At 44.0% G+C, this 16,938-nt stretch carries 18 protein-coding genes; all 18 read left to right on the top strand.

Annotated elements, in window-relative coordinates; genetic code table 11:
- Positions 1–28 precede the first annotated feature (28 nt).
- The 18 genes from fliO to metA all read left to right on the top strand — a co-directional run bounded on the left by fliO (position 29) and on the right by metA (position 16,938).
- Entirely contained in the window at positions 29–472 is a 444-nt protein-coding gene (gene fliO / locus EYR97_RS04020; protein WP_131092540.1) for a flagellar biosynthetic protein FliO, read from the top strand.
- Entirely contained in the window at positions 465–1,223 is a 759-nt protein-coding gene (fliP, locus tag EYR97_RS04025; RefSeq protein WP_131092541.1) for a flagellar type III secretion system pore protein FliP, read from the top strand. Before fliO ends, fliP begins: the two co-directional genes overlap by 8 nt.
- An 8-nt stretch (positions 1,224–1,231) precedes the next feature.
- Positions 1,232–1,501 carry a flagellar biosynthesis protein FliQ gene (fliQ, locus tag EYR97_RS04030; RefSeq protein ID WP_131092542.1) on the top strand — a complete coding sequence of 90 codons (270 nt, stop codon included), beginning with the start codon at positions 1,232–1,234 and terminating at the stop codon, positions 1,499–1,501.
- A gap of 9 nt (positions 1,502–1,510) precedes the next feature.
- Positions 1,511–2,290, top strand: a complete 780-nt coding sequence (gene fliR, locus EYR97_RS04035) for a flagellar biosynthetic protein FliR (protein WP_131092543.1) — start codon at positions 1,511–1,513, stop codon at positions 2,288–2,290.
- A gap of 17 nt (positions 2,291–2,307) precedes the next feature.
- Positions 2,308–3,432 (top strand): flagellar biosynthesis protein FlhB, encoded by a 1,125-nt coding sequence (gene flhB / locus EYR97_RS04040; RefSeq protein WP_131092544.1) that lies wholly within the window; start codon positions 2,308–2,310, stop codon positions 3,430–3,432.
- A 107-nt stretch (positions 3,433–3,539) separates the two neighbouring features.
- Positions 3,540–5,639, top strand: a complete 2,100-nt coding sequence (flhA, locus tag EYR97_RS04045) for a flagellar biosynthesis protein FlhA (RefSeq protein ID WP_131092545.1) — start codon at positions 3,540–3,542, stop codon at positions 5,637–5,639.
- A 30-nt stretch (positions 5,640–5,669) separates the two neighbouring features.
- Positions 5,670–7,067: a flagellar biosynthesis protein FlhF gene (gene flhF, locus EYR97_RS04050; RefSeq protein WP_131092546.1), complete on the top strand. Its 1,398-nt coding sequence runs from the start codon at positions 5,670–5,672 to the stop codon at positions 7,065–7,067.
- Positions 7,068–7,073: 6 nt separating this feature from the next.
- Positions 7,074–7,940: a MinD/ParA family protein gene (locus EYR97_RS04055; RefSeq protein WP_131092547.1), complete on the top strand. Its 867-nt coding sequence runs from the start codon at positions 7,074–7,076 to the stop codon at positions 7,938–7,940.
- The gene (locus EYR97_RS04060) at positions 7,937–8,668 is read left to right on the top strand and encodes an RNA polymerase sigma factor FliA (RefSeq protein ID WP_131092548.1); all 732 of its coding nucleotides are present in this window, start codon (positions 7,937–7,939) and stop codon (positions 8,666–8,668) included. Before EYR97_RS04055 ends, EYR97_RS04060 begins: the two co-directional genes overlap by 4 nt.
- A gap of 36 nt (positions 8,669–8,704) precedes the next feature.
- Positions 8,705–9,088 (top strand): chemotaxis response regulator CheY, encoded by a 384-nt coding sequence (cheY, locus tag EYR97_RS04065; RefSeq protein WP_012517682.1) that lies wholly within the window; start codon positions 8,705–8,707, stop codon positions 9,086–9,088.
- 34 nt (positions 9,089–9,122) lie between these two features.
- Positions 9,123–9,878, top strand: a complete 756-nt coding sequence (locus EYR97_RS04070) for a protein phosphatase CheZ (protein WP_131092549.1) — start codon at positions 9,123–9,125, stop codon at positions 9,876–9,878.
- A 12-nt stretch (positions 9,879–9,890) separates the two neighbouring features.
- On the top strand, positions 9,891–12,137 hold the full coding sequence (locus EYR97_RS04075; protein ID WP_131092550.1) for a chemotaxis protein CheA: 2,247 nt from the start codon (positions 9,891–9,893) through the stop codon (positions 12,135–12,137).
- Positions 12,138–12,165: 28 nt separating this feature from the next.
- On the top strand, positions 12,166–13,296 hold the full coding sequence (locus tag EYR97_RS04080) for a chemotaxis response regulator protein-glutamate methylesterase (RefSeq protein ID WP_131092551.1): 1,131 nt from the start codon (positions 12,166–12,168) through the stop codon (positions 13,294–13,296).
- Positions 13,297–13,323: 27 nt separating this feature from the next.
- Positions 13,324–14,088 (top strand): ParA family protein, encoded by a 765-nt coding sequence (locus EYR97_RS04085; protein ID WP_131092552.1) that lies wholly within the window; start codon positions 13,324–13,326, stop codon positions 14,086–14,088.
- Positions 14,088–14,870 (top strand): chemotaxis protein CheW, encoded by a 783-nt coding sequence (locus tag EYR97_RS04090; protein WP_131092553.1) that lies wholly within the window; start codon positions 14,088–14,090, stop codon positions 14,868–14,870. The genes EYR97_RS04085 and EYR97_RS04090 overlap by 1 nt, the downstream gene beginning before the upstream one ends.
- 17 nt (positions 14,871–14,887) lie before the next feature.
- Positions 14,888–15,379: a chemotaxis protein CheW gene (locus EYR97_RS04095; protein WP_131092554.1), complete on the top strand. Its 492-nt coding sequence runs from the start codon at positions 14,888–14,890 to the stop codon at positions 15,377–15,379.
- A 62-nt stretch (positions 15,380–15,441) separates the two neighbouring features.
- Positions 15,442–15,876 carry a DUF2802 domain-containing protein gene (locus tag EYR97_RS04100; RefSeq protein WP_131092555.1) on the top strand — a complete coding sequence of 145 codons (435 nt, stop codon included), beginning with the start codon at positions 15,442–15,444 and terminating at the stop codon, positions 15,874–15,876.
- A 123-nt stretch (positions 15,877–15,999) separates the two neighbouring features.
- Positions 16,000–16,938: a homoserine O-succinyltransferase gene (gene metA / locus EYR97_RS04105; protein ID WP_131092556.1), complete on the top strand. Its 939-nt coding sequence runs from the start codon at positions 16,000–16,002 to the stop codon at positions 16,936–16,938.

The following is a 16,938-nucleotide window of genomic DNA, read 5'->3' on the forward strand; positions in this document are numbered from 1 at the left end:
AACTTCTTATATATTAAGGGGCTGCGCAATGCTGCCCCTGTTCTTCAGCCCTGTTTCAGGGGCGCAATCCACTCAGTCAATTACGAATCCCACTTCCGTACTGTCAATTTTTCTCTCGCTTCTTCTTGTGGTGGGGGTCATATTTGCGCTCGCTTACGTAATGCGACGATTTAATGTCACCTCAATGGGTAGTCATCAGATGAAAGTGATTTCTAGTATGGTTGCAGGGACAAAAGAAAAAATAATGGTGATCCAAGTGGGTGATGAACAGCATCTTATTGGCGTAACCAGTCAAACCATCACGCATTTAAGTAAGCTGGAAAAGCCGTTAGATTCATCTACAACGAAAAATGAGCAAAGTGAATTAGGCGGTCATCGAGATTTTAAGCAAACTCTCGTAAGCGCCATGGCGGGCAAGCTAAATCCCTCACGTGAAAAAGATAATTACAAGGACAAATCAACAGATGCATAAGTTTGCGGCATTCACTGTATTAATTGTATTTCTGTTACTGTGGGGGGCGCCAGCCCATGCTCAGCAAGGCATATCTGCGGTAACGGTTGTGACTAATAGCGACGGTACTCAAGATTACAGCATGACCTTGCAAGCGCTGTTTATTATGACTGCGCTCAGCCTTATTCCCGCTTTTATCATGATGATGACGTCGTTTACGCGTATTATTATTGTATTGTCTATTTTGCGCCAAGCTATTGGTCTTCAGCAATCGCCTTCTAACCAAATTCTTATCGGTGTTAGTTTGTTTCTTTCTATGTTTATCATGGCGCCAGTGTTTGAAGAAGTAAATGCAAGGGCACTACAGCCTTATTTAAATGAAGAGTTAACCAGTAAAGAAGCCCTTGAGCAGGCGAAAGGGCCAATGCGCGCATTTATGTTATCGCAAACACGAGTGAAAGACTTAGAGACCTTTGTTCGCATTGCTGGTGATGAAGGTAAATACGATGATACCGATCAAGTACCGCTCAACATTCTTATTCCTGCATTTGTAACCAGTGAATTAAAAACCGCCTTTCAGATAGGGTTTATGTTGTTTATTCCCTTTCTCATCATTGATTTGGTTGTTGCTTCTATCTTGATGGCCATGGGTATGATGATGCTATCACCCATGATTGTCTCTCTGCCATTTAAGTTAATGCTGTTTGTACTTGTTGATGGTTGGAATCTTATTTTTGGCACGCTTGCCACAAGTTTTGGTATGGGTGTGTAGGGGGGCTTATGTCACCAGAAGTCTTCGTAGAAATTTTGCGCGAAGCCATGTACATGGTTATCGTGCTGGTATCGGCAGTAATTGTCCCCAGTCTTATTGTGGGGTTGGTGGTTGCTGTATTTCAAGCCGCTACCAGTATCAACGAGCAAACGATGAGTTTTCTACCTCGTCTGCTTGTTACTTTACTTGCCCTTAGTTGGGGCGGAAATTGGTTGGTACAGCAGTTGATGGATTTCACCTTCCGCATGGTCGATTTGATCCCACAAGTCGTGGGGTAATGGTGTTTCATGGAAGTTGAACTGTCGACGGTCAATCAATTTCTAGCAGATTTACTGCTTCCTTTCATGCGTATTAGCGGCATGTTTGTGGCGATGATTGGCTTTAGTGCCAAGTCGATACCTCCTCAAGTTCGCGCATTATTAGCTATATTGTTGACCCTAATTATTATGCCAATTATCCCGCCTTCCCCCATTGATAATTTGGTAGATGTGGGCACTTTCATGGAAGTGGTTCGCCAATTGGTCATTGGTGTTGCCATCGGTTTTATATCAATGATGGTACTTAATACCTTCGTGTTGGCCGGACAAGTTATTGCCATGCAAACAGGTCTGGGGTTCGCGTCTATCGTCGACCCTGTTAATGGCATAAACGTCCCCGCTGTTGGTCAGTTTTATCTTATATTGGCGACGTTGCTATTTTGGACGCTCGATGGTCATCTATCTATGATTTATATGATTGTATTGAGTTTTGACGCGTTTCCCATAGGCGAGGCATGGTGGACAGGCGATCAGTTTCGCGACATCGCGCATTGGGGCGGGTGGATGTTTGTTTCGGCGTTAACACTTTCGTTAGCCCCTATTGTTTCATTACTGATTGTGAATTTGGCGTTTGGTGTTATGACTAAAGCGGCTCCCCAATTAAATATTTTCAGTATCGGCTTTTCGATAGCGCAAGTCATGGGGTTGTTTATCATTTGGATAACGCTGGATAATTTCACTGCGCACTTTGAAACACAATGGTTACGGGCAGAACAGTTTATGTGTGAGCTGTTACGGGTATGTCCTTAATAGTAGGCAGCTAGAATATGGCAGATTCAAGCGAAAAAACAGAAGACCCCACGGGGAAAAAAATCGAGGATGCCCGGAAGAAAGGGCAGGTTGCGCGATCCCGTGAATTATCTACCACGCTGGTACTCATCGTTAGTGCTTTTATGTTTTTGTTCATTGGTAGTTGGATAGCAGAAGCTGTATTTAAACTTACCCAACGCATGTTTATTTTGTCTCGTGATGAAACCTATGACTTAACCCATATGGCGGCGGCGTGGGGAGAAGCTTTTTCTGCAGTAAGCCTTCCTGTTTTATTCTATATGGTTATAGCTATGATAGCGGGTATTTACGGGTCGATCGCTCTTGGTGGCTATAATTTTACGTGGGAAGGCGCCAAGCCTAAAGCATCAAAGATAAGCCCACTTCAGGGCTTTAAACGCATGTTCGGGATGAATGGCTTGGTTGAGTTACTTAAATCCATCGCTAAAGTAGTTTTGATTATTGGTTTGGCTATAGTGGCATTGCTTTATTTTGAAGACGAAGCCTTGCACTTAGATATGGAGCTTTATCCGGGCAATATTTTTCACGCGTTAGACATGCTTCAGTGGGCGTTTTTGATTTTAGTATGTGGCATGATCCCAATAGCACTAATAGATGTGCCGTATCAGATGTACAAACACAACAAAGAAATGAAAATGACCAAGCAGGAGGTTAAAGACGAGCGCAAGAATGCCGAAGGTGATCCTATGGTTAAAGGCCGAATTCGACGTCTTCAGTATCAAGCTGCAACAAGACGAATGATGCAGGAAGTGCCCAAGGCGGACGTCGTTGTCACAAACCCCACTCACTTCTCTGTGGCGATTAAGTACGATGAAAATGGCACCCGTGCTCCGGTATTAGTAGCCAAAGGTGCCGACGAGTTGGCTATGCATATTCGTAAGATTGCTACCGCTAACGATGTGCCGCTAATTCCGTCCCCAATGTTAGCTCGAGCAATTTATTACTCAACGGAAGTTGACGAAGAAGTACCAAATGCGCTGTTTATGGCGGTGGCCCAAGTGCTTGCTCATGTATATCAACTTAAGGCCCACAAAGCAGGGAAAGGTAAGCGACCTAAGCCGTTAAAACGGGATCTTCCAATACCACCAGAGTACAGACGTTAGAAAGACTACATGTGTTCGAGGTTAAGTCGGACAAGATGGCACGTTAGTTGATACAAGCCTATCAGAGAGTGTAAAGCGTCAATTTTCTGATAGAGAGACATCAATCGATGCAGTTATCCGGTTATCTTCAGCGTTTCGACAAAAATCAGCTGCAAAGTTTTACTAGTGGTTTGGGTGCTCCCATTGTGCTTTTGGCCATTATGGGGATGGTTATTTTACCCATGCCGCCCTTCCTTTTGGATGTGTTATTCAGTTTTAACATCGCCTTGTCGCTGGTTATTATTCTTGTGGCAGTACTCACGCAAAAACCTGTTGATTTCGGTATTTTCCCTCTCGTTCTATTAATTGCAACTGTACTACGACTGGCCTTAAATGTAGCCTCCACGCGTGTTGTATTACTATACGGGCATGAAGGCGGTGACGCCGCCGGTAAGGTTATTGAAGCATTTGGCGCGGTGGTCATCGGTGGTAACTACGCTGTTGGTATCGTGGTATTTGCTATCCTACTTATCATCAACTTTAAAGTAGTGACCGCGGGTGCAGGTCGCATATCGGAAGTAAGTGCTCGCTTTACTTTAGATGCAATGCCTGGTAAGCAAATGGCCATTGATGCAGACTTAAATGCCGGCTATATCGACCAAGATCAAGCGCGTCAACGTCGTGAAGAAATTACCGCAGAAGCAGATTTCTACGGCTCGATGGATGGTGCGTCAAAGTTCGTTAAAGGCGACGCTGTCGCGGGCCTTTTCATCATGCTTATTAACATCGTCGGTGGTCTTTTCATTGGCATGATTCAACACGATTTATCATTTGGTGACGCCATTGAGATTTATACCATACTGACTATTGGTGATGGCCTAGTTGCTCAAATTCCCTCGCTTCTACTTTCTGTAGCCACCGCTATTATCGTAACCCGTGAGAATGAAACTCAAGAAATGGGTAAGGAAATTCGTGGTCAATTGGGTAACAACCAAGCGTTGTATATCTCTTCGGGTGTACTATTTGTAATGGGTATTATTCCAGGTATGCCTCACATCGCTTTTTTGGGATTCTCATTTTTGATCGCCGGTGTGGCCTATTGGCAAACTCTTCAAGAGAAGAAAAAAGCGGCTGAGCCTCAAATGCCAGATAAAGTCATGAAAGATGAATCTGTTGCGCCTGAAGTAAAAGAGTTAGGGTGGGATGACGTACAGCAAGTCGATACTATCGGACTTGAGGTTGGCTATAGACTTATACCGCTAGTTGATAAATCACAAGGCGGGGAATTGTTGACACGAATTAAAGGTGTGCGGAAGAAGCTATCGCAAGAATTGGGCTTTCTTATTCCGCCAGTGCATATTCGCGACAATCTTGATTTGGAGCCTAATACGTACACCATCGCCATGTTAGGTGTAACTATTGGCGACTCTATTATTAGCCACGACGAAGAACTGGCTATTAACCCTGGTCAAGTATTTGGCAAACTGGAAGGTCGTGTGACAAAAGATCCTGCGTTTGGGCTGGATGCAGTTTGGATCAAACCCAATAAGCGAGAACATGCGCAAACGCTTGGTTATACCGTAGTGGATGCAGCAACGGTTGTTGCAACGCATTTAAGCCAACTTCTTACTAATAACGCCTATCAATTATTAGGGCACGAAGAAGCACAGCAATTATTGGATATGTTAGCCAAACAGCATCCAAAACTGGTTGAAGGCTTAGTACCTGATATTCTGCCGTTAAGCACCGTTGTGAAAGTGCTTCAAACACTTCTTTTTGAAGGTGTGCCTATCCGCGATATGCGTACTATTGTACAGACGTTGAGCGAGTACGGTACGCGAAGCCAAGACCCAGATGTGCTTGTATCTGCGGTACGTATTGCACTTAAACGTCTAATTGTTCAAGAAATCACTCAAGGCGCCAAAGAAATCCCTGTCATAACCTTGGCGCCTGAGTTGGAACAGATGTTGCATCAGTCCCTTCAGGCGGGTGGTGAAGACGGTGCTGGCATAGAGCCAGGCTTAGCTGATAGATTGCAAAAATCGTTACAGCAAGCCAGTCAGCAGCAAGAGTTAGAAGGAGAACCTGCGGTGCTCCTAACCTCTGGCATGCTAAGACCAGTATTGTCTCGCTTCTTAAAGTATTCAGTTGTTGGGTTACATGTTCTTTCTTATCAGGAAGTACCTGACGACAAGCAAATAAAAATAGTCAGCTCGGTCGGTCAATAAACTGACGCTGGGTGAGTGGAGAAGGTTGCAATGAAAATTAGACGTTTCTTTGGCAAAGACATGCGTGAGGCTTTAAGCCAAGTTAAAGCAGAGCTAGGTAGCGATGCCGTCATTATGTCAAATCGCAAGGTTGCTGATGGTATTGAGCTCGTTGCTGCCTACGACAAAGAGCCCGAAGCCAAACTCGCTGTGGCCAAACCTTCACCGAAAGCTCCAGGTCAAAAGCCAGTGCCAAGCTTAAGTGAAATCATCGGTGATGATGGCCCTGATAGTTTAAAAGCATTGCTTGAAAAGCAGCATGGTGGCACAAAAGCGAATAACGCTTATAGTGCAGCACAACCCTCACCCGCTAACGTTAAACGAGCCCATGACATTGCTTCTCACTTAAACTTCTCTGATGAGTTTATGGATGAAGTGGCTTCAGAAACGAGTGGCAGTCAATCTTTTGATGAGCCAGATGCATTTTCCGCCCATCAAGCATCAAGCCTCAGTGAATCAGCGAGTCATTCATCTTCAGAGCTAGCGCAGATTAAAGCTGAACTTGCATCGCTACGTGACGTGCTGCAATATCAAGTTGCCGACTTAATGGAAGCAAAAAATAAGCGTCACAAACCGGTACATCAATATCTTGTCACAAGATTGACGGACATGGGGTTGAGTCACGCGTTGGCGAATCAGTTGATTAGTTACACGCCTGCTCATTACAATGAAAGGGATGCGTGGGTTTATCTTCTTAACCTATTGGCTAATCGAATAAATGTAACCGGAAATGATATACTTACCGCGCAAGGTGCAGTTGCGTTAGTCGGACCTACAGGAACGGGTAAAACAACCACAGTTGCGAAGCTAGCAGCGCGCTATGCACAAAAATATGGTGCAGATTCTGTAGCAATGATAACAATAGATACGTATCGAATTGCTGCCTATGAGCAACTTGCGACATACGGAAAAATCATTGGTTGTACAGTGAGGAAGGCGCAAACTAGCGAAGAGTTAGCTGATCTGTTATTCCAGCTACGCCACAAGAGATTAATATTGATTGATACTGCGGGTTTTAGTCAGCGAGATAGTCGATTAATTAAACAAGTTAAGCAGTTTGATAACGGCCAAATGCCAAATGTGAAAAAATATTTGGTAGCGCAGGCCAATACACAATATCCTGCTTTACAGAGAATAATTGAAGCTTATGATGGTATTGAACTAAGTGGCTGTATTTTCACAAAGTTAGATGAGTGCTACTCTTTGGGAGAAGTGCTAAGTGCAGCAGTTGAATATCAATTACCGGTTAGCTATGTCACCGATGGTCAACAAGTACCAGAAGACATTAAGGTTGCAGAAGCAAAATCTTTAGTTTCTGCTGCAGCAAAGCTTTATAAAAAGTACGGTTTGAATCATACTAGTGGTAACAACGCCATTAAAACAGCATAAAGTAGTATGATTGACGACCAAGCGAGTAGCTTAAGAAAAATGAAGCAATCACGGTTAATCAAAGTTATTGCCGTCACCGGAGGTAAAGGTGGCGTCGGTAAAACAAATATAACACTCAATACAGCGATCGCGATGGCGAAGCAGGGTAAACGAGTTATGGTTCTCGATGCGGACTTAGGGCTAGCAAACGTCGATGTTATGCTAGGTCTTCGTGTCGAAAAAAACTTGGCACACGTTCTATCAGGCGAATGTACCCTTGATGAAGTATTGGTTACAGGTCCTCATGGTATCAAAATTGCTCCAGCAACGTCTGGAACTCAGTCGATGGCGGAACTATCTCCTACTCAGCATGCAGGACTTATTCGCGCATTTAGTGAGCTGCGTTCGCAAATAGATGTACTTATTGTCGATACAGCCGCGGGCATTTCCGACATGGTGTTAAGCTTTTCAAAGGCATCTCAAGATATCATGGTTGTGGTGTGTGACGAACCTACCTCACTGACCGATGCTTACGCACTCATTAAGATTTTGAATCGTGAACACGGGGTATTCCGATTTAAAATAGTTGCAAACATGGTACGCGACCTTCGAGAAGGGCAAGAGCTTTTTAGTAAGTTAAGCAAAGTGACAGGGCGCTTTTTGGATGTTGCGCTAGAATTAGTAGCAACGGTACCATTTGATGAAAATATTCGGAAGGCAGTGAGAAAACAGACGGCTATAGTGGATGCATACCCAAGCTCACCGGCTGCGGTAGCGATTACTCAGTTAGCCAATAAGGCGCTATCTTGGCCCATTCCAGCGCAACCAGGTGGTCATTTAGAGTTTTTCATTGAGCAGTTAGTGGCAGAGAAAGCAGTAGGAAACCAGCGTTGAATAGCAAAGCGGCCGCTTATCAACAACAAACTGATAAGTCGCAATTAGTTGAAAGACATGCTTCATTAGTTAAACGGATCGCTCATCATTTGATGGCGCGTTTACCGTCGAGTGTTCTTGTCGATGACTTAATCCAATCCGGTATGATTGGATTGCTTGAAGCAGCGCGTAATTTTGACGGTTCAAAAGGCGCAAGTTTTGAAACGTTTGCCGGAATACGTATTCGCGGTGCTATGCTAGACGAAATACGAAAGGGCGATTGGACTCCCCGTTCTGTGCATCGAAATGGCAGAGCCATTACTGAGGCTATTTCACTTGTTGAAAGTGAGACTGGTAGAGATGCAAGAGATTCAGATATTGCTGCTAAGCTAAACGTTAGTTTACAGGATTATCATCAAATGCTGAATGAGGTAAATGCGGGTAAGCTAATAGGCATTGAAGACTTAGGTGTGTCAGAAGATGTTATTTCCACTGAACAGAATAGAGGAAGTGACGCACCGTTAGAAGATTTGATGCAAGGAGCTTTCCAACGAGCGCTAGCACATGCAATTACAACATTACCTGAGCGGGAAGCGATTGTGCTTTCCTTATACTATGATGAAGAATTAAACTTACGTGAAATAGGTGAAGTCCTTGATGTAAGTGAATCAAGAGTAAGCCAAATTCACAGTCAGGCCATGTTAAAACTCAAATCGCGAATGAAGTCGTGGCAAGCTGACGAAGAATAGATATTAATAACAATTAACCCCTCACTGGAGGCTATTTTGGATAAAAGTATGAAGATTCTTGTGGTCGATGACTTTTCTACCATGAGACGTATCATAAAAAACCTGCTTAAAGACTTGGGTTTCTCCAACATCCAGGAAGCGGATGACGGTAGTACAGCGTTGCCAATGCTTCAACAAGGTGACTTTGATTTTGTTGTAACCGATTGGAACATGCCGGGTATGCAAGGCATTGACTTACTTAGAGCTATTCGTGCAGACGACAAGCTTAAGCATTTGCCGGTGCTTATGGTTACTGCTGAAGCCAAGAAAGAGCAAATTGTCGCTGCTGCGCAAGCTGGTGTGAATGGTTACGTAGTTAAACCGTTTACAGCCGCAACGCTAAAAGAAAAGTTAGATAAAATTTTCGAACGTTTAGGTTGATCCAGACGCTCACCAGAGAAACGAGGTTTACTGGATGTCACCGAATGTAAACGTTCCAATTTCGTTAGAAGAAGCAAAGCAACTTGTTGCTTACCTTGAAGAAGGTGATAACGCTTCTGCTAACGCACTACTTGATGCTGCATCAATGAAGGAAAACGTTGAGCTGTTTGCAGAAGTAGGAAAGTTAACGCGTCAGCTTCATGACGCTTTGAATAATTTTCAAATTGATGATCGTATCAAGAATTTAGCTACTGACGATATTCCTGATGCGCAATCCCGCCTAACATACGTTATTGAAGAAACTGAGAAAGCTGCTAATACTACAATGGATGCAGTAGAAGCGAGTATGCCGATAGCCGAAACCATTGCTGCGCGAATCGAAAAGATAATGCCAGAGTGGAAGAAGCTAATGAACCGCCAGATAGAGCTTGGTGAGTTTAAGGCACTGTGTGCTGACTTGGATGAACTGTTAGAGAACAGTGCGGAGCAATCTGCTCAACTCACACAGCTTCTTACCGAAGTGTTAATGGCGCAAGGATATCAAGATTTAACCGGTCAGGTTATTCGTCGAGTCATCGACCTGGTTAAAGAGGTTGAAGACAGTTTGGTGAACATGTTGACCATGTTTGGCGAACGTGAAGGAACAGAGCTTACTAAATCATCGAGCGTTAAGGCCGATAAGAGTAATAGTGTAGAGGCAGAAGGCCCAATCATTGATGCTGAAAATCGCGATGATGTGGTGTCTGGTCAAGATGATGTAGATGATCTTCTGTCGAGCTTAGGTTTTTAGGGGAGCGGGCGCATGTCGTTTGATGTTGACGAGGATATATTACAGGACTTTTTGGTTGAGGCCGGAGAGATACTTGAACAATTACAAGAACAGCTCGTTGATCTTGAGAACAATCCAGAAGACGCGGATTTGCTTAACGCAATTTTCCGAGGTTATCACACGGTTAAAGGTGGTGCGGGGTTTTTATCCCTAACCGAGCTTGTTGAAATATGTCATGGCGCTGAAAACGTATTCGACGTTATGCGTAACGGGCAAAGATCACTGACTCCGGAGTTGATGGACACTATTTTACAAGCTACTGATGTGGTTGTAGAAATGTTCGAGCGCGTGAAGTCACGAGAGCCGCTAGAAAGTGCGGACGCGCGTCTTGTAGATTTGCTTCACAAACTAAGTCGCCCTGAAACTCCTGATGAAAATATCTTCGGTACAGAAAGCGCAGCGGTTGTCCCAGAAGCCACGGAGGTTGAAGAAGAATCAGAGTTTCTCATCGACGACGATTCTCCTGCTCCTTCATCAAGTGGCGGTATCGATGAAATTACCGAAGATGAATTTGAAGCTCTACTCGATGAGTTACACGGCTCAGGTGCGCCAGGTAAGTCGCAAGCACCAACGCCAAGCGAAAGCGTGCCTTCACCTTCAACACCCCCAGCTCCATCTCTAAACGACAGTGACGATATTACTGACGAAGAATTTGAAGCCTTGTTAGATGATTTGCATGGAAAAGGCAAGTTTGGCGGTAGCGACGAGCCAGCTGCTGCTAGCACATCGTCTACACCTACACCAGCGGTCAATACAGCTAGTGATGAAGAAATCACTGATGATGAGTTCGAGGCGTTATTAGATCAACTTCACGGTTCTGGTCAGGGCCCTAGTAAAGCAGCTGCAGAACCTGCGCCTCCTCCGGCTAAGAAAGCCGAACCTGTGGTTGATAAAGCGGCCACAGAGGCAGTTAATAAAGCAAAAGAACAAGCTGCGGCAGCGTCTAAGCCGGTACCCGCTCCGCAGAAAGCTGTGGCTAAGCCTACTCCTGCTGCAAAAGAAGCGCCGAAGAAAGAAGAGAAAAAAGCAGCTCCTTCTGCTCCGCCTGCTGAAACGACAGTTCGGGTTGACACCAAGCGCCTAGATCAAATTATGAATATGGTTGGTGAGCTGGTGCTCGTGCGTAATCGTCTGATTAGCTTGGGTATCAACAGTAACGACGAAAGTATGTCGAAAGCCATTGCCAACCTAGATGTGGTAACGGGAGATCTTCAGGGCGCGGTAATGAAAACGCGTATGCAACCGATTAAAAAGGTTTTCGGTCGCTTTCCTCGTGTTGTTAGAGATTTGGCAAGAAGTCTGAAAAAGGAAATCACCCTTGAGTTAGTGGGTGAAGAAACAGACTTAGACAAAAACTTAGTAGAGGCACTTGCCGATCCATTAGTTCACTTGGTAAGAAACTCTGTTGACCATGGTATCGAGATGCCCGATGACCGTGCTGCTGCGGGCAAACCTCGAATGGGAACGGTTCAATTAGCTGCTTCGCAAGAAGGCGATCATATTCTGCTTACTATCGAAGATGATGGTAAGGGAATGGACCCAGAAAAGCTCAAAGAGATCGCAATTAAGCGCGGTGTACTTGATGCTGATGCTGCCGCTAGAATGTCTGATGTAGAAGCATTTAATCTGATTTTTGCCCCTGGTTTCTCCACCAAAACTGAGATAAGTGATATTTCCGGTCGTGGTGTGGGTATGGACGTGGTGAAAACCAAGATCAACCAGCTCAACGGTACGGTTAATATTGACTCCCAATTAGGGAAAGGCACACGCCTTGATATTAAAGTACCACTCACACTGGCTATTTTACCTACGCTTATGATTGTGGTTGGTAAACAGACATTTGCTTTGCCATTAGGTGCGGTGAACGAAATCATTAATATGGACATCAAGAAAACGAATACTGTAGATGGCCAGTTAACAATGATTGTACGCTCAAAGGCAATACCGCTGTTCTTCCTTGGAGAGTGGCTAATACGTGGTCCCAAAAATATTGATAGAGAAAAAGGGCACGTAGTTGTGGTACAAATTGGCACACAACAAGTCGGCTTCGTGGTGGATGCACTAATTGGGCAAGAAGAAGTGGTCATTAAGCCATTAGATGCATTGTTGCAAGGCACGCCGGGAATGGCGGGGGCAACCATAACTTCTGATGGTGGCATAGCGCTAATTTTGGATGTTCCGAGCCTTCTCAAGCGGTATGCGCGCAAACCCCTGAAATAGGGTGATACATTGATAGGAATAACAATCCATGGTCTTTAAAGTCCTGGTCGTGGACGATTCTACGTTTTATCGTCGTCGTGTAAAAGACATACTCGACGCCGATAGAGAATTAGAAGTTGTTGGTGAAGCCAGAAATGGGCGTGATGCGCTCGAAAAAATAGAATCGCTCTCCCCAGATGTCATCACAATGGATGTTGAAATGCCCATAATGGATGGTATCTCTGCTGTGAAAGCAATCATGGAGAAGCGACCAACGCCAATCTTGATGTTTTCTTCACTAACTCATCATGGAGCTCAGGCGACCCTTGATGCGTTGGAGGCTGGGGCGTTAGATTTCCTTCCAAAGAAGTTTGAGGACATTGCTCAAGATAGAAAAGACGCAACGCGCTTACTTTGTACTAAAGTACGCTTGATTGCACGACGGGGTATTGGTTTAAAGCGACCTACTTATCGCTCTATAGAACCAAGAAGACTACCAGAGAATGCGCCAAAACCTGCGTTTTTTAAATCGTCGGGTTTATTGTCAGGACGAAAAGACGCGGCAATACAGCCTACTGTTTCCTCTGTACGCGCTTCTGGTAAGCATTATAAGTGCTTAGCAATTGGAGCTTCAACGGGGGGACCTGTTGCGCTACAAAAGGTATTGGCGCCATTACCTGCAAGTTTTCCTTACCCAATATTGTTAGTGCAACATATGCCTGGAACATTTACTTCAGCATTTGCACAGCGATTAGATTCCAATTGTAATATTAGCGTCAAAGAAGCTGAAAATGGGGATGTGTTAGCGCCTGGTAAAGCCTATTTAGCGCCAGGTGGCAAACAGATGCTTATCGAAGTGGTTGGTATGCAAAAGCGTATTTCAATTGTCGACGCAAACTTGGCAGATAAAGTAAGTTATAAGCCTAGTGTAGATCTTACTTTCAGCTCTGTGGCTCGCGCATATGGCGGTGATGTACTTGGTGTGATACTTACAGGAATGGGCGCTGACGGTCGAGAAGGGTGTCGTATATTAAAAGACCTCGGTGCGACAATATGGGCACAAGACCAAGATTCCTGTGTGGTTTACGGAATGCCACAAGCCGTTGCTGCTGCCAATATATCATCAAAGAATATTAGTATTGATGATATGAGTAGTTGCATCCAAGCTGAAATGCGTTAATAAGCAACGTATTATGGATAAGAAACTATGAAAGTGTGGACAGTTGCTAATCAAAAAGGTGGCGTTGGTAAAACGACAACCACTGTTAGCCTTGGTGGGTTACTCGCTCAACAAGGCAAACGCGTTTTGATGATTGATACTGATCCACATGCATCGTTAAGTTATTACTTTGGCATTGACGCGGAAGCATCAAGTCATTCTGTTTATGATATTTTTATTAATTTTAATAACTTAACTGCCGATAAAGTAATGGATTGCCTTAGTCCTACAAAAATAGATAACCTTTACGTTTTACCTGCAACCATGGCACTAGCGACTTTAGATAGAACGATGGGCAGTGAGCAAGGGATGGGGTTGGTATTAAAAAAGGCTTTGGCAAAAATCTATGATGAATTTGACGTTGCAATAATTGATTGTCCACCCGTACTTGGGGTTCTGATGGTTAATGCACTTGCAGCATGTAACAAGGTTATTGTACCAACGCAGACAGAGTATCTTGCTCTCAAAGGGTTGGACAGAATGATACGCACTATGGAAATTATGGGGCGTTCGTTAGATAAAACATTTGATACGATAATTATTCCAACAATGTTTGATAAGCGTACAAATGCGGCACTAGCTTCTCGTAAGCGATTAATGAGTGATTACGGTGAAAGGGTATGGCACGGGGTAATCCCTGTCGATACGCATTTTCGCGACGCAAGCTTGATACAGCTTCCTATTTCCGCTGCGTATCCAAAAACACGTGGCGTGACGGCTTATTCAAAATTACTTAAGGTGTTGGAAAAATAATGAGTAAGCATTCGCCATTTGCTCGAGAAGATGTTATGGAAGCCTATCTTGATAGTCTTCTTAAAGAGCCACAATCGCCAGATGATGTCACTGCGCGTACCGCTAAATTACTTGAGCAAGCTTCTCAACAGATGGCGGAAACAGTTTTGTCTTCAACGGTTGAAGAGATTGAAGACAACGAACAGCAAATTGTAGAAGATGTATCATCTTTTCTTGCTAAACCGGAAAAAGACGTCAATCAAGAAGAACTTACTGAAGATTACGTTGTCGTTCAGGATGAGCAAATTTCAGAGCCTGTTAAACAGAAAGTTCCTTTAAAGGACACTTTGGGTAACCGGTTCCAAGCACTATTTTTCGAAGTTGCAGGTTTAACACTCGCTGTACCGTTAACCACACTAGGTGGAATTCACCAAATAGAAAAAATAGGGCCATTATTTGGTAAACCTGATTGGTTTATGGGTGTAATGTTGTACAGAGAGGCTAAACTTAATGTAGTTGACTCTGCAAAATGGGTAATGCCAGAAAAATATGACGAAAACCTCGCACAATCGCTTAACTACCGATATCTTATAATGTTAGGGGAGAGTGCATGGGGGTTAGCAAGCGAAAAGCTTATTAACACGGTCAATTTATCTACCGATGATGTCAAATGGCGCGAATCCACAGGTAAACGTCCCTGGTTAGCGGGGATGGTTAAAGAAAAAATGTGTGCGTTAATTGACGTTGAAGAATTAATATCTATGCTTAACAGAGGCTTAGGCAGTAACGACCAGACGCCATAGTATTGGGAGCCAGGTTCATGAGCGACAAAAGTACAAATAATAATGCCACCGACAGCAATGACGAAGTCCTTCAATGGGTAACGTACCGCTTAGGTGAAGAAACATACGGCATTAACGTTATGCAGGTGCAAGAAGTCTTGCGCTACACTGAAATAGCGCCTGTGCCTGGTGCACCAGACTATGTGCTTGGTATTATCAATTTACGTGGCAATGTCGTCACTGTAATTGATACGCGAGCGCGATTTGGATTGCCTCCTACAGAGATTACAGACAATACACGTATTGTCATAATTGAATCCGATGAGCAGGTGGTAGGTATCCTTGTCGACAGTGTAGCCGAAGTGGTGTATCTCAAGTCTTCTGAGATTGATAGTGCACCAAATGTTGGTACCGAAGAAAGTGCGAAATTCATTCAAGGCGTGAGTAACCGAGATGGCGAGTTACTTATTCTTGTCGACCTCAATAAGCTTCTAAGTGATGAAGAGTGGGATGAGTTGAGTAACATCTAATCTAGAAAAACAGCACTGGTTATTGGATCGGTGCTGTTTTGTTGCTCTTAAAGGTTTTGCTCATGGATTGGCAGGTAACTGCACCTACTCTGATAGAACTTATTATGTTCGCGTTTATATGTTTTTTGCTCGTTGCAGTAGGACTTCTTGCGAGCAAGATTAAGCGAATCACTGTGGAGCAAGAAAAGCTAAAATTAAGTTTTCTCGGTGAAGTAGAGCGTGTTGAAGGCATGGCTAAAAACGCCAACAATCAACACGCTGAATCCCAAGCGAGAACGCTTGTTATTACACGCCACTTACAAACGTTAGATGAAAATCAAACAGCGATCCAAAGTCAAATCCGTGAACTAAAGTTGCAAGATCCCTCACTTCGTTTATATCAACGTGCGGCAGAATTGGTAAAGCAAGGAGCAAGTATTGACGAGATTATGGACGCATGCGACATTCCACGTGCAGAAGCTGAAATGTTAATGACGGTGCACCGCAACCAAAGCTAATACTGACTCTGGTCCTTTTTCTTCCATTTTACAAAAAAACGTTTAGACGTCTAGACGTAAAGATGTTGACAAATTCTCCTTAATAGACACAATACGGTCATACTTATTTGACTGGAGTTTTCTATGCCGATCCGAATTCCTGAGCAATTACCTGCCCAGAATGTGTTGCAGGGAGAAAATATTTTCACCATGGACATGGACCGAGCGGCTAATCAGGATATTCGCCCGTTGGAAGTGGGTATTCTTAATTTAATGCCCAACAAGATAGAAACTGAGGTTCAGTTACTGCGCTTGCTTTCAAATACACCTTTGCAAATTAATGTAGATTTGATCCGCATAGATAACCAAGCACCCAAGAATACGCCACAGTCACACATGGATTCGTTCTATCACGACTTTTCAAGTGTCGCGAATAAGAAGTACGACGGTTTAATCGTGACAGGTGCTCCACTTGCACTACTCGATTATGAGGATGTGAAGTATTGGGATACCATGACCACTATTTTGGAGTGGGCGCAGCGTCATGTTAACTCAACACTGTATTTATGTTGGGCTGCGCACGCTGCCATGTACCATTTTTATAGTATAACCCGAGAACTACGGGAAGAAAAGTTCTCAGGTGTTTACAAACATAGTGTTAACGATCCACACAACGAGTTATTGCGTGGATTTGACCCGACATTTTACGCACCACATTCTCGCTATGGCCACATCGATAAGTCGTTGTACAACGCTATTGATGGGCTTAGTGTTGTTGCTGAGTCTGATGAGGTGGGTGCATATATTGTTGCGTCTGACGACAAGCGCATGGTGTTTGTTACAGGTCATCCGGAATATGATCCCGATACGTTGAAAGATGAGTATTTTAGAGATCTTGCTGCGGGGCAATTTCCTGCGATACCGAAAAATTATTTTGAAGGGGATGACCCCTCAAAACCACCTTTAGTTAAATGGCGGTCTCACGGTAGTTTGTTGTTTACTAATTGGCTAAACTATTACGTCTATCAGACCACCCCTTATGATCTCAATCAGCTTGCTGAAAAATCACAGCCAAAGAGGTAG

Source organism: Alteromonas sp. KUL42 (genome assembly GCF_006538325.1).
Lineage (GTDB): Bacteria > Pseudomonadota > Gammaproteobacteria > Enterobacterales > Alteromonadaceae > Alteromonas.

What these genes read in the sequence shown, in the direction of transcription:
- EYR97_RS04090 (WP_131092553.1), top strand. Translation starts at nt 14,088, where the DNA reads ATGAGTAAGCATTCGCCATTTGCTCGAGAAGATGTTATGGAAGCCTAT.
- fliP (WP_131092541.1), top strand. Translation starts at nt 465, where the DNA reads ATGCATAAGTTTGCGGCATTCACTGTATTAATTGTATTTCTGTTACTG.
- fliQ (WP_131092542.1), top strand. Translation starts at nt 1,232, where the DNA reads ATGTCACCAGAAGTCTTCGTAGAAATTTTGCGCGAAGCCATGTACATG.
- EYR97_RS04070 (WP_131092549.1), top strand. Translation starts at nt 9,123, where the DNA reads ATGTCACCGAATGTAAACGTTCCAATTTCGTTAGAAGAAGCAAAGCAA.
- fliO (WP_131092540.1), top strand. Translation starts at nt 29, where the DNA reads ATGCTGCCCCTGTTCTTCAGCCCTGTTTCAGGGGCGCAATCCACTCAG.
- EYR97_RS04055 (WP_131092547.1), top strand. Translation starts at nt 7,074, where the DNA reads ATGATTGACGACCAAGCGAGTAGCTTAAGAAAAATGAAGCAATCACGG.
- EYR97_RS04075 (WP_131092550.1), top strand. Translation starts at nt 9,891, where the DNA reads ATGTCGTTTGATGTTGACGAGGATATATTACAGGACTTTTTGGTTGAG.
- flhF (WP_131092546.1), top strand. Translation starts at nt 5,670, where the DNA reads ATGAAAATTAGACGTTTCTTTGGCAAAGACATGCGTGAGGCTTTAAGC.
- EYR97_RS04095 (WP_131092554.1), top strand. Translation starts at nt 14,888, where the DNA reads ATGAGCGACAAAAGTACAAATAATAATGCCACCGACAGCAATGACGAA.
- EYR97_RS04080 (WP_131092551.1), top strand. Translation starts at nt 12,166, where the DNA reads ATGGTCTTTAAAGTCCTGGTCGTGGACGATTCTACGTTTTATCGTCGT.
- fliR (WP_131092543.1), top strand. Translation starts at nt 1,511, where the DNA reads ATGGAAGTTGAACTGTCGACGGTCAATCAATTTCTAGCAGATTTACTG.
- EYR97_RS04100 (WP_131092555.1), top strand. Translation starts at nt 15,442, where the DNA reads ATGGATTGGCAGGTAACTGCACCTACTCTGATAGAACTTATTATGTTC.
- flhB (WP_131092544.1), top strand. Translation starts at nt 2,308, where the DNA reads ATGGCAGATTCAAGCGAAAAAACAGAAGACCCCACGGGGAAAAAAATC.
- metA (WP_131092556.1), top strand. Translation starts at nt 16,000, where the DNA reads ATGCCGATCCGAATTCCTGAGCAATTACCTGCCCAGAATGTGTTGCAG.
- EYR97_RS04085 (WP_131092552.1), top strand. Translation starts at nt 13,324, where the DNA reads ATGAAAGTGTGGACAGTTGCTAATCAAAAAGGTGGCGTTGGTAAAACG.
- flhA (WP_131092545.1), top strand. Translation starts at nt 3,540, where the DNA reads ATGCAGTTATCCGGTTATCTTCAGCGTTTCGACAAAAATCAGCTGCAA.